The sequence below is a fragment of the Acinetobacter sp. 1125_18A genome (assembly GCF_052824985.1).
In genome coordinates this window covers 24274-36893 of the sequence record NZ_VTDG01000008.1, presented here as the reverse complement: position 1 = coordinate 36893, position 12620 = coordinate 24274, and the positions used below count along the sequence as shown (strand labels likewise).

The window sequence follows — 12620 nt, the reverse complement described above, 5'->3', positions numbered from 1 at the left end:
AGATACTACGATGATGTAGTGAAATTATAGTGAAACAGATATTTTTTATCATATCCATGTTTTTTAATTGAAAAGCGAAATGATTCACTCTAAATTAGTCAATACAACAATTTAAATATAATATTTGGAAAAGTATGCGTTATAAAATTATAGATGTTTATCAGCTCCAAAATATTCAACGGTATATTGCAAAGTGCCTAAAGACACAATCACCTCAATTCATTGTGATTGAAAGTGATCAAACCTTATGTAAAGAGCTCGATATTATTGATGTCGACTTACAAGCATCGATTGCCACGTGGGCAACGGGTGAAAGAATTGATTTAAAAATCATTCATCAATCCAACCATATTGAAAAATTCTACGATTTTGAACATTAAAAAGATCAACTCAATCGTTCAAATTCAATAAAAAGTTTGACAGTAAATCCCCCAACATCATATTTTACTTTAAGTTCTCTTTTAGAACCCTATATAAAGGATAAATATATGAAACACCCAAAAGAAATGACAGGGCTTGAATTTCTACAAGCAATGGTTGCTGGACAAATTCCTAGAGCATCGATTAGTGAAACCATCCCGATGGATTTACATGAAATTTCGCATGGTCATGCAAGTTTTAAAGTCAAAGCGGACCAACGTCATTTAAATCCTTTAGGCGGCGTACATGGCGGTTTTGCAGCAACAGTTTTAGACTCAGCAACAGGTTGTGCAGTACATACCACCCTAGAAGCAGGCGTAGGTTATGGCACCATCGATTTAAATGTAAAAATGTGCCGCCCTGTACCTCAAAATAAGCAATTATTTGCTATTGGACAGTTGATTAATTTAAGTAAAAGTCTTGCCATTTCTGAAGGGAAATTGGTCGATGAAGATGGCAAATTATATGCACATGCAACAGCGACCTGTATGATTATTCGTACATAATTGACTGCTTAGAGTGCTATTTATATTGAATAGCACTTATTCAGCATTAGCCTTCGGTTCATCAACATACATCTTACCCATCTTCAACTGTTTTAGGCTCTCATCCCATTCCAAATTACGCTTACAATTGATTGCTTCTGCACGGCTAATTTCTGCCATGTTTTGCCCACAATATCCCCCACCAACTTCGACTTGAACGATAGCTTTGGCTTGATTATTGATAATCTGATAAGAAAATACCGCACTGTTAAAAATTTCTTGTATGGTTTTATGATCTTTAGATTGGTAGATCACCAGCTGATCTCCCCCATGCCCTCTAAATACACCATCTTCAACACACCGAATTGAGTCAGGTTCATAAATATATTCTGGCTGATCATCCCCAATTAAATCCACAACCGTAACAACATCTTTCATATCAACCGCTACAGCTTGCTTACAATGTTTCTGTGCATCTTTTACCTGCTGTATAAGCTCATCAGGATAATTTAACGCTTTAGATTTATGCTCTATTTTTGCTTCAGTAACAGTCGTAGGAATTTCGACTTCAACTTCACTGCTTGACTTTCCTGAATCAGCTTTTGCACGATCAACTTTGTCATTATTATCTGCTGCAATCGCTACTTTTTTCGTAGACTCCGCTGGAGCTGCATTCTGAGAATTTTGTTGAGAACAAGCGCTTAAGAAAACAAGCACTGATAAACTCAAAATATTGACAATGTTCAAAATATTTTCCTAAATATAAACTAAGGTTTCTTAATAAAATAAATACTTAAAGTTATGAAATTTAAATATAAAAATGAAATCAGCAAATCCATAAAAGACCGAATAATAACGATTTCTATGCTGATCTAGATTCACCTTTAAAGTTTTGACAAATTTACTTTCGCATTTTGCTCAAAATTTTTTCTAAAATATTCAGTCTGATACAAAGGTTGCATGTGAAAAAAATGCTGTAAAACTTCTGCTCTTTTGACTTTATAGATTTCAGCATCAACCCACGCGTATTCTTGTTGAATTTGCTGTTCATATTCTGCAAAACGTTCAACTGGACTAGCTAAAATAGCCAAATCGATATCAAGTAAATAATTTAAATCATGCTGTTTAGACGGCTGATGCTTTTGTGTTGCAATGATCCATTGAGAAACTTTGTCTAAGACCGATTGCGTTAAAATACCCACACAATGCTTGTGCATTAATTGAGCACTTTGTTGCTCATTATCTTTTGCTTGTGGATTATAAACGGCATCATGAAACCAAATTGCCAACTCAACAGCAACAGGATCATTCAATTGCGCTTTTACTTGGTGAAATAACTCAAGGCATTCGACAATATGTTGAACCGTATGATAATGACGTTGTGGCTCAGTATAAGCAGCAACAAGCAACTGCTGTAAAAAAATACACTGCTCTGTTTCGATTTCTATCTGATTCGCAAATTCAGCCCAATATTGATTGAATGGTTTGAGGTAATTTTCTGTTTTAGCTATGATCATATTTATAGAACATCTAAGACTTTATATATTAATACAACACTTTTGGCTGTTATCCCATGATCAATAAATCAAAATTTTTAGCCCCTTCTCATTTAGACAAATTTGCTTGTTATAAACACGCTGACTATTTTCAAGATCTCATTGATATTGAATGGCGAGGTCAAATACAGTCCTCCACACAAAATAAAAGATTTAAAATCAAATATTATGGAGATATTTTTGAAGAATATCAGCTCATTTGTGGGACAGACTTTGCACCAGAACTCATCTACGCGGTAGATGTAGAAAGCAATGAAGAAATTTTACTTTTTGATGGTACGCAACATGGCTATGATCCCATGTTCTGCGATGAGTTTACACATAAACAAATCACCGAAAGACCGTTAATCCATTTTTATAAAGATCAGGACAATCAGGATCAATTCGAGATCATTTTTAGTGTCTATCACAATATAGATTATGATGAAGAACTAGATGATTTTCTCAATCAAGACGGTGAAATTGAGCTTATTTCGGGGGAAATAATTTCTGTTGAGAGATTAAAATTAGATGGCTTTGATTTTGTTCAAATCAAAGCGGTAAATTCGCTTGGTCATGAATACATTATTTTTGAAAAAGAGCTGGCTTAAAGCAAGCCAACTCTCTTTCAATACATTAAACGATTGAAATACTTAAGCAACTTGCTCATCACGCTTAAATACCAGTTCACCTTTCAATGAACTCTCGGCATCGAAATAATAACCATCAGTATTAAAGGATTTAAGATCATCCATTTTTTTCAATTGATTTTGAATGATGTATCGAGCCATTAAGCCACGCGCTTTTTTAGCATAGAAGCTAATCACTTTATATTTACCATTCTTCTGATCTAAGAATACTGGTTTAATAATATCAGCCTGAATTTTTGCTTCCTTGACCGATTTATAGTATTCATCAGAAGCAATATTGACCAATAACGTTGAGCCGCTTTGTTGCAAATCCTGATTGATCAAATCGGTAATTCGATCCCCCCAAAACTCATAAAGATTATGACCACGGGTATTGGCAAGTTTTATTCCCATTTCCAAACGATACGGCATCATTAAATCAAGAGGACGTAATAAGCCATATAGACCGGATAAGCTGCGTAAATGATCTTGCGCAAAATTGAGATCGTCTTGCGACAAACTATAAGCATCCAGACCTGTATAAACATCGCCTTTAAATGCAAAAATTGCTTGTCGCGCGTTGGCAAAACTAAAGTCAGCATTCCAGTCACGAAAACGCTCCGCATTGAGATTGGCAATTTTTTCACTGACACTCATCAAACTGGCAATATCTGAAGCGGAGAGTTTACGACTTAGGTCTATAAGCTGTTGAGATTGATCCAGCAGTCTTGGTAGAGTGTGCGTATCGGTCGGGAGTGCTGACTGGTAATCGAGTGTCTTAGCAGGGGAAATTAAGGCGAGCATGGTCTTCCTGATCAAAAAATAACTAATCAAACTATAACAGTCGGGATATTTTAATTCCAATTCATGTTTTCTGTGAACAGAATCGGTAAACTATCGCACTTCCCTGCTTATGATCGTTTAAATTATGTCCGAACAACTGTTCATTCAAGGTTCGGTTGGCAAAATTGAAGTTTTTGTTGACTATCCTGTGGGCGAAGTAAAAGGTTTTGCTGTCGTTTGTCATCCTCACCCACTGCAAGGTGGTACACCTCAACATAAAGTTCCTGCTTTACTTGCACAAATCCTCTCTGAACAGGGTTGTGTGGTCTATCGCCCAAGTTTTCGCGGTTCTGGACAAAGCGATGGAATCCATGATGAAGGCTTTGCTGAAACTGAAGATATTCTAGAGGTCATTAGACACGTTAGACAATTACACAAAAGTCTACCTTTCTATGTTGGCGGTTTTAGTTTTGGTGCACATGTAATGGCAAAAGCCTATCATGCGCTCCCTGATGAAATTAAACCGCAACAAGTGATCTTATGTGGTTTACCAACATCCACTGTAGATGGTCTACGTCATTATGTTACCCCAGCAATTAAAGGCGATATCCTGTTTGTACACGGTGAAGCAGATCCGACGACTAAACTCTCTGATTTGCTTGAATGGGCGAAACCACAACGTCATTTGATCACCGTATTGCCAGGTGCAAACCATTTCTTTACAGGTTATTTAAAGCAGTTAAGAATCGCAATTTCGCGTTTTCTTCTTGTGCCATAAATCTGAATTTAAAAAATTTAGGATAAATAAGGTGAGTGATTCACTTTATTTATCCGTTCACATCATCCCAACTCAAACCAAATTTCGCCAAATACTTTTTCACGCGATCGCTGTCGTTGGTGGTTTGTCTTTGCTCGCGAGATACAGAAAATAAACGCCGTCCAGCATCGGCCATGGATTTCGATTTTTGGCAAACATCAATCACCCCCTGCAATTGAATACGATCAAATTCATCAATCTGCGCCACTTGTTCAGCACTTAAAATTTTCATCAGTGACGATTGGGTTAAAGCCTCTTTATTTTCAGCAATATTCCAAATTTGTTGTAGTCGGCCAATCTCAGCATTTACTTCATGTAAACCAATACGCTCACCATTGGCTAAAGTCGCCATACGTGTCACGCTTGCAGTTAAATCACGAAAATTCCCTTGCCAACTGGCGTCTAAAGATTGCGCAAATTTTAAATATTTTTCTAAGGCATCGGTATGAAAACGTAACTGCCGTTGATGCGCAACAGCAAAACGCTGTAACTCAAAGGTGATGTTCGGTTCAATATCTTCCACACGATCTTTTAAGCTCGGTAAAAAGAAGGTCCATGTATTTAAGCGAGCCCATAGATCTTCACGGAACCGCCCTGCACGGACTTCCTCACGTAAATCTCGATTGGTTCCAGCAATCAACTGAAAGTCAGCCTGAACCTCTTTATCAATTCCTACAGGAAAGAATGACTTATCCTCCAAGGCCTTGAGCAACATGGCTTGCTCATCCAACCCTAGCTCGCCGATTTCATCGAGAAATAAAATGCCATTATCCGCACTTTTTAAATAACCAGTACGTGCTGCAATAGCACCTGTAAATGCACCTTTACTATGACCAAATAATGTCGACATCGCACTATCACCAACCAGCGTTGCGCAGTTCACATCAATAAAGCGCCCAGAAAGATGAAATTTTTCCTTTTTCAATTGATAAATTTGCTTAGCTAAATGCGACTTACCGACCCCTGTTGCACCCATAATCAAAATTGGCGCACTTGAGCGTGTTGCAACCAGTTCTACTTCTTGAATCATTTGATTAAAGTTTTGGTTCTTCGTGGCAATATTGGCTTTTAACTGCTGCCAATTTTCAGATTGTTCATGTTCAAACCGCTGGGTTAATGCTGCATATCGAGATAAATCTAAATCTATAATACGATATTCACCCTCAGGTTGTTGTTTACCTGTAGGTGCACTTTGAATGAGTTTGGCTGGTAAATAATGCGCATCAATTAATAAATACCAACATATTTGCGCAACATGCGTACCTGTGGTGATATGTAATAGATAATGATTGTTCTCAGTATCAAAAGAATATGATTTTACAAAGTCATATAATGCACCATACATATCCGAAAAATCCCAGGGATCACGGATATTCATCTTATGGCCAGTAATTTGGGTTTGCGGTGAAATTTCTAAAGCATCTTGTCGCAAATGATCAATTAAGCTGACATTTCGGCGATCATGTAATAAAACCAGCTCATCAACCACTAAATCTTCATGCATCAACAAACTCATGGTGGGACGCCAGCGTTGCCAGCGATCAAGTTTTTTCCCTTGATCTAAAGTTGAACCCACAAAACCAATCACGACTGTTTTTTTAAATTTTTGCATATTTCTATAAATCTATAAAATTTTATATATCTTGCTTAAAGCATAGTTTTATTTTGTCAAAAATCAAATACTGTTTATACCGTCATTTTTTAATATTTTAAAAATCTCAGTTTCTTTTTTGAATATAATGCGACTATACTATTGATGTACAAAGCTTTTACTCACTTCTCCCATCACTGTCTGATTCGACACTTTTTTTGATGGAATCCACTCTGCTTTGTTGTAAAAACAATCATAGAAAACATTTTAAATATTCAATAGGTTTTAATTCCTCATGTTACAGTTTACATTCTTAGGGACATCCTCTGGTGTGCCTACATTAACACGCAATGTGTCAGGTTTAGCGATTCATTATTGCAAAAGCAAAGACTGGATATTGCTTGATGCAGGCGAAGGTACACAGCATCGTATTCAACAAGCAAAACTCTCTTTACAACATTTAAAAGCCATTTGCATTACGCATGTACACGGCGATCATTGTTATGGCTTGATGGGTTTACTGGCAAGCGCTGGTATGAATGCACGTAAAGATCCAATCACGCTGATTGCACCCAAAGAAATTCAGCAATGGTTTGAAGCAACCTGTCAATTCACTGAACTTTTCCTGCCTTATCCAATACATTTTATCGATGTAAATACATTGACGAGTCCATTGCAATTGGATGAGCATATTTCTATTGACGTTCATCACTTACACCACCGTGTGACAAGTTATGCTTATGGTTTTAAAGCGACACAAACTCAGCGCAAACTGAATGTTGACGTTTTAAATCAACTCAAAATTCCGAAAGGTAAACTCTGGGGCGATCTACAACAAGGTCAAAATATTGAGTGGAATGGGCAGTCCATCTTAAGTCAAGATGTTCTCATTCAAAACACTCAAAGTGTTTACGCCATTGTCGGTGGAGATAACGACCAGCCAGAATTACTATCCAACGCTTGTCAGGATGCGGCACTACTGATTCATGAAACCACCTATACCCAAGCTGTATTGGATAAAGTAGGCGCAGGTCCAATGCACAGTTCTGCGAAAATGGTCGCTGTGTTTGCCGAATCGATTCAGCTATCCAATTTAATTGCAACGCATCTCAGTGCCCGTTACCACGATGCACAAGGTGTGCAGACCATTGGTGATGAAATTGCCCAGTACTATCATGGCAATTTTTATATTGCTGATGATTTTGATCAGTATGAATTAAATATGTACGGCGAATTAACACAGCTTCGCACTGGGAAACCTTGGGAAAAGTAATTGTCCCAAGGTTTTAAAATAAATAATTATTTTAAATCCGCATTGAATTTAAAAACATCCTCTGCTACTTTAATCATTCAACTCAAAACCAAAGACAGGTGTCAGTCTGTAAAACGCAAATCATGTCTATACAAGTTATTGTTGACGATAACAATCTTGCTTTAGAGAAACTAAGAGTCAAAAAGTACTATTTAGAAACTAACCACTGGTATAAGAAATGCCAGAACTATCATGAAAAACCGCCAAGTAAAAGTCGTAAAAAAAGCGAACTGAAACTTTTACATGGGCATAGTCAAATCCTAGAAGATGATCCTCTCGCACTGAGGTTAAAAATTCATATCGAAGAACATTATCAACCAACTGATGATAATACGATATGGGATATGAACAAAAATTAAGATTCACAAATTTCATCAAATCTAGCATGGGAGAAGAAATTCTCCCAAGCTAGATTTGATACTATAATCTGTAACATGATAGATATCCTGAATAATAACAATGCATACTTGGTTTGCTTTCCTCTTATTTCCTTTACTAATTTTTGTATTCTTATTTTTCTTCTATGTCATTTTTTTACTTTCACTCACTTTGGGTTGCAGTTTCCAGCAAGAAAATATCCCAACCTGCTCAAAAATTTATTATTTTTCAATTATATCAATATTCCCAATAGCTATTTGGCTTGGCTATTTTACAACTAAATTTGCACCACATTGTGGAAGATATTTCCTTAGTAGTATTTATAGCCTAATATTTTCAATCACTTTATTTGCATATTTACAAGGCTCTAAAGTAAGCCTCATCTTTTCAATTGGTTTTAGCCTCCTTTTCTTATTATGTTTAGGAATTGGTTGTTTTATATTTTGTTTAAAATATAAAAATAGATAAATTACTATCTAAAATAATACTTAAATTTGCATATTTTTTTTAAAATGCACATTTAAAATAAAATATAAATTTATCTATTTATTATAAATCAATATCTTATAAAATAAAATCAATTAAAAAACAAAGTTGGCACACTCTCTGCAATATATAGAGCATACATCATGAGATGTATATAAATATCACCTGCCTGCAACCGCTTGGCAGGCAGGTTTTGAAAAGGATCAAAGCAATGACAATGTTAGTCGCAGAACAAATCGAAAAACAAACTTCCTTAGCACAGGAACGTACTTATAACGTAATTCAGGATGCTAAAGGTGTTCCTATAAAAATGTGGACCAAAGGTGTCCCTGTTGATGAGAAATCAAAAGACCAATTATTAAAAACAGCACAAATGCCTTTTATTTATAAATGGATGGCAGTAATGCCAGATGTACATGTAGGAATCGGAGCAACGATTGGAAGTGTAATTCCAACCAAAGGCGCAATCATCCCTGCTGCGGTCGGTGTAGATATTGGCTGTGGAATGATGGCTGCACGTACTTCGCTAAGCGCATCAGATTTACCAGATAACTTATACGCACTGCGTACCGAACTTGAACGTTTAATTCCGCATGGTATGACCAAAGGTCGTGGTCGTCGTGACCGAGGTTCATGGGATACACCTACTGCACGTGTTGATCAGGCTTGGGCTGAGTTGGTGACTGATTTTGAATATATCTGTGCCAAGCATCCCCGTTTGAAAAATACCAACAACCATAAACAGTTGGGTACTTTGGGAACAGGCAACCATTTTGTTGAAGTCTGTTTAGATGAGCATCAACAAGTATGGATTATGTTGCACTCAGGATCTCGTGGTGTAGGAAATGCAATTGGTAACCACTTCATTGAGCTTGCACTTAAAGATATGCAAAAGCACTTTATTAATCTGCCTGATAAAGATTTAGCTTATTTAGTGGAAGGGACTGAACACTTTGATGATTATTGGTTTGCAGTGGGTTGGGCACAACGATTTGCCATGAAAAACCGTGAGTTAATGATGGAAGCTGCGGTTCAAGCTTTACGAATCATCATCAACAAACCATTTAATGCCAAAGTAGAGGCTGTAAACTGCCACCATAATTATGTTGATAAAGAAGAACACTTTGGTCAGGAAGTGCTGGTAACACGTAAAGGTGCTGTACGTGCCCGTTTGGGTGAGTATGGAATTATTCCGGGTTCAATGGGTGCCAAGTCTTTTATTGTCAAAGGTAAGGGAAATCAGGAGTCTTTCTGTTCGTGTTCGCATGGGGCTGGTCGTGTACATAGCCGTACTGCAGCGAAAAAGTTGTTTACTGTGGAAGATCAGATTGAACAAACCAAAGGTGTGGAATGCCGTAAAGATGCAGCCGTGATTGATGAAATCCCTTCTGCCTATAAGCCTATTGAAGATGTGATGAAAGCACAAAGTGATTTGGTGGAAGTGGTTTATACCTTAAGTCAGGTTGTTTGTGTAAAAGGTTAGTTGATGCATAAATTAGGGAGTTTAGATTGTAAAATCTAAACAATGCTATTGGGCTTTAGCTTGGAGCCATGAATGTTCAATTTGGGATGATTCATTGGATTATTCTTATTTAGAATTTTGTAATTATGATCAACCTGCAGATGATGATTATAATTTCATGACCACTTGGCATGAAAATCAAACTTTATAAGACGTTATAGAATTTGCCGAATCAATCCCAGTTGATACACTACCCCAGCAAACTTTATATGAAATCGTTGTGTTAAATATTTATTGACTATTAAAAGCGATAAGGAAAATAAAATGAAACTTGCAGAAGCACTCTTATTACGAAGCGATCAACAAAAGAAACTCGCTTCATTAAAACAACGTATCAATGCGAACGTATTGGTACAAGATGGTGATGAGCCATCCGAGGATCCAAACGAGTTATTAAAGCAAGTATTTGCATTAACTCAAGAATCCCAAAAACTTGTTTATGCCATTCATCAAACCAATGCTTTGGCAAAATTAACGGATGGTCGTTCATTATTGGCTTTACTTAATCAACGTGATGAGCTTGTCGAGCGCCATAAAATTTTAACCTCAGCCATCAGCAACACACAACGTGAGCCTGACCGCTATAGTACACGTGAAATCAAATGGCATAAGGTCATTCCAGTATCATCCTTGCAAAAACAATCCGATGATATTAGTGCCAAATTACGCGACTTGAATGTATTGATACAAGCCACCAATTGGCAAGTTGATTTACTTGACGTTTAAAGCCATCATTTAAAAGTTTTGATAGGGCTTACCCTATCAGATCTCGAAATATATTGGGCGAGTACAAGATCTAAGGCTGTATAGATTGAAATAAAAGTCAGCATCATTTTTGGGTAATGACAGCGAAGCGGATTTAGAGCGGAAACTCACCAATCAAATCCATCACCTTTCATCACTTAAACCATTGTGAATCAGAGTGACTATTCACACTGTATTACCACGTACTGACAATATATTTCACCTTTTCTCAAGTGATTCGTCATTTGAGAAAACCCGAACATACTGGGCGAGTGCAAGATCCCCTACCTCCACAACATAGGATTGAAAATAAGGTGTAGTGGCTTGATGAGCGAGCGGGTTAGCTTAAAACTTTAAGCACATATCAACCCATCACTACGTACAAGGCAAACCTTTGTGAGAGCAAAGTTACAATGCACTAAGCATCACCATGCACTGACAGTATGTTCACCCCTTTTAGGAATTTTAATGAATTACCCTTGTTCTTGTTGTCATCATTACACTAGAGATCAACCTTTGGGTAATTTTGACTTTGAGATTTGTCCAGTTTGTTCTTGGGAAGATGATCCTGTACAAAATATTCACCCAAATTCAAAAAGTGGTGCAAATGCAATCTCATTAGCAGAGGCACAAGATAATTATCAACAATATGGTGTAAGTGAATTACGGTTTTTAAAACATGTTCGAAAACCGAATGATTTAGAAAGCAATGATGAAAAACAAAATGAACACATTAGTAAAAAATAAAGCTATCCAAATTGATGGCTCACAAGGCGAAGGTGGAGGGCAAATTTTACGAACTGCCCTTTCACTGTCTATGTTAACGGGTATTCCATTTGAGCTTGTGAATATTCGAGCAGGGCGTCAAAAGCCGGGCTTAATGCGACAGCATTTGGTCTGTGTACAAGCATCACAACGCATCAGTAATGCCATTGTGGAAGGTGCTGAACTACATTCACAAAAATTATATTTTCAACCCCAACAAGTTCAAGCGGGTAAATATGATTTTCATATTGGTTCAGCGGGTAGCACAGTACTGGTTTTACAAACACTACTACCTGCACTGATGATGCAAAATGAAGTCAGCCAAATCAGTATCCACGGCGGAACACATAATCCAATGGCACCGACTGCAGATTTTATAGAATCTTGCTTTCTACCTGCTATTCATAAACTTGGAATAAAGGTTGATTTTGAATGCGAACGTGCTGGTTTCTTTCCAATTGGTGCGGGTCAAATCAATATTACAACTTATCCTTGGATAGATAAGCTTGAATATTCAGTATTAGATAAAGGCAAATTACTGGAAATACATGGCTATGCCGCTGCCTTAAATATTCAACAGAATATTGCTGATCGTGAACTGGAAGTATTACATAACAAATTGAGCTTAAGCCAACGTAACAGACTAAACTTTCAAGGGATTAGCCAAGGGAATACAGCTTTTGTGGTGTTAAATTACCAACACCATCAACAAGTATTTTCTGTGTTAGGTGAAATGAAAAAAAGTGCAGAAAAAGTAGCGCATGATTTAGCCAAAGAAGTTAAATCCTTTTTAGCTTGCGATGCTGTGGCTGACGAATATCTAGCAGACCAACTTTTATTACCTTTAGCTTTAGGTAAAGGTGGTGAGTTTACTGCTCAAGTTGTCAGTGAACACACCTCGACACAAGCTGAAATGATTCAAAAATTCTTAGATTGTGAAATTCACTTTGAAGCAATCAATGATATTTTTAAGGTGAGTGTCATCACATAAGCTTCAGCTATGCTAAATCCAGTTTACAAGCTCATCAATTGCTTATCTTTATGTGCCAATTCATTTTAAATTTCATACTTATTGGCACATTATGTAAATAAATGACCCAACTATTCATTATATAATCAACGCCTTAAATAAGTATGATTTTTAAAGTAGAAA

15 protein-coding genes are annotated in these 12620 nt (G+C 36.8%); 11 read left to right on the top strand and 4 right to left on the bottom strand.

What is annotated here, in order from left to right:
• The first annotated feature begins 134 nt into the window (after positions 1-134).
• A complete protein-coding gene (locus FY049_RS14580; RefSeq protein ID WP_004719281.1) occupies positions 135-380 on the top strand; it encodes a hypothetical protein in 246 nt (81 codons plus the stop codon).
• A 108-nt stretch (positions 381-488) separates the two neighbouring features.
• Positions 489-926 (top strand): PaaI family thioesterase, encoded by a 438-nt coding sequence (locus tag FY049_RS14575; protein WP_004719280.1) that lies wholly within the window; start codon positions 489-491, stop codon positions 924-926.
• 36 nt (positions 927-962) lie between these two features.
• Here the strand turns inward: FY049_RS14575 and FY049_RS14570 are convergent, their stop codons facing one another.
• Together FY049_RS14570 and FY049_RS14565 are read right to left on the bottom strand one after the other, a co-directional pair.
• Positions 963-1652 carry a hypothetical protein gene (locus FY049_RS14570; protein WP_004719277.1) on the bottom strand — a complete coding sequence of 230 codons (690 nt, stop codon included), beginning with the start codon at positions 1650-1652 and terminating at the stop codon, positions 963-965.
• A gap of 137 nt (positions 1653-1789) precedes the next feature.
• On the bottom strand, positions 1790-2422 hold the full coding sequence (locus FY049_RS14565; RefSeq protein WP_333664430.1) for an HD domain-containing protein: 633 nt from the start codon (positions 2420-2422) through the stop codon (positions 1790-1792).
• A 56-nt stretch (positions 2423-2478) separates the two neighbouring features.
• On the opposite strand from FY049_RS14565, the gene FY049_RS14560 reads away from it, so the two are divergent.
• Entirely contained in the window at positions 2479-3051 is a 573-nt protein-coding gene (locus tag FY049_RS14560) for a hypothetical protein (protein ID WP_056511990.1), read from the top strand.
• Positions 3052-3093: 42 nt separating this feature from the next.
• On the opposite strand, the gene yaaA is transcribed toward FY049_RS14560, so the two are convergent.
• Positions 3094-3873: a peroxide stress protein YaaA gene (gene yaaA / locus FY049_RS14555; protein ID WP_004719270.1), complete on the bottom strand. Its 780-nt coding sequence runs from the start codon at positions 3871-3873 to the stop codon at positions 3094-3096.
• A 124-nt stretch (positions 3874-3997) separates the two neighbouring features.
• Between yaaA and FY049_RS14550 the strand changes: the two genes are divergently transcribed.
• Complete coding sequence (locus FY049_RS14550; protein WP_004719268.1) at positions 3998-4630, top strand: alpha/beta hydrolase; 633 nt, start codon at positions 3998-4000, stop codon at positions 4628-4630.
• Positions 4631-4679: 49 nt separating this feature from the next.
• On the opposite strand, the gene rtcR is transcribed toward FY049_RS14550, so the two are convergent.
• Positions 4680-6281, bottom strand: coding sequence for an RNA repair transcriptional activator RtcR (rtcR, locus tag FY049_RS14545; protein ID WP_446083923.1), 1602 nt, complete (start codon positions 6279-6281; stop codon positions 4680-4682).
• A 274-nt stretch (positions 6282-6555) separates the two neighbouring features.
• Here rtcR and FY049_RS14540 point away from each other — a divergent pair, with 274 nt between their 5' ends.
• The 7 genes from FY049_RS14540 (at position 6556) to rtcA (ending at position 12458) form a co-directional block, all read left to right on the top strand.
• Positions 6556-7533, top strand: coding sequence for a ribonuclease Z (locus FY049_RS14540; RefSeq protein WP_224963816.1), 978 nt, complete (start codon positions 6556-6558; stop codon positions 7531-7533).
• 122 nt (positions 7534-7655) lie between these two features.
• Positions 7656-7931: a hypothetical protein gene (locus tag FY049_RS14535; protein WP_446083922.1), complete on the top strand. Its 276-nt coding sequence runs from the start codon at positions 7656-7658 to the stop codon at positions 7929-7931.
• 722 nt (positions 7932-8653) lie between these two features.
• Positions 8654-9919 carry an RtcB family protein gene (locus FY049_RS14530; protein WP_446083970.1) on the top strand — a complete coding sequence of 422 codons (1266 nt, stop codon included), beginning with the start codon at positions 8654-8656 and terminating at the stop codon, positions 9917-9919.
• Positions 9920-9944: 25 nt separating this feature from the next.
• Positions 9945-10109 carry a DUF7684 family protein gene (locus FY049_RS14525; protein WP_446083969.1) on the top strand — a complete coding sequence of 55 codons (165 nt, stop codon included), beginning with the start codon at positions 9945-9947 and terminating at the stop codon, positions 10107-10109.
• Between the two features lie 113 nt (positions 10110-10222).
• Complete coding sequence (locus tag FY049_RS14520; protein WP_446083921.1) at positions 10223-10684, top strand: DIP1984 family protein; 462 nt, start codon at positions 10223-10225, stop codon at positions 10682-10684.
• A 486-nt stretch (positions 10685-11170) separates the two neighbouring features.
• Positions 11171-11449 (top strand): CPCC family cysteine-rich protein, encoded by a 279-nt coding sequence (locus FY049_RS14515; RefSeq protein WP_333666054.1) that lies wholly within the window; start codon positions 11171-11173, stop codon positions 11447-11449.
• Entirely contained in the window at positions 11427-12458 is a 1032-nt protein-coding gene (gene rtcA / locus FY049_RS14510) for an RNA 3'-terminal phosphate cyclase (protein WP_446083920.1), read from the top strand. The genes FY049_RS14515 and rtcA overlap by 23 nt, the downstream gene beginning before the upstream one ends.
• Positions 12459-12620: the final 162 nt, after the last annotated feature.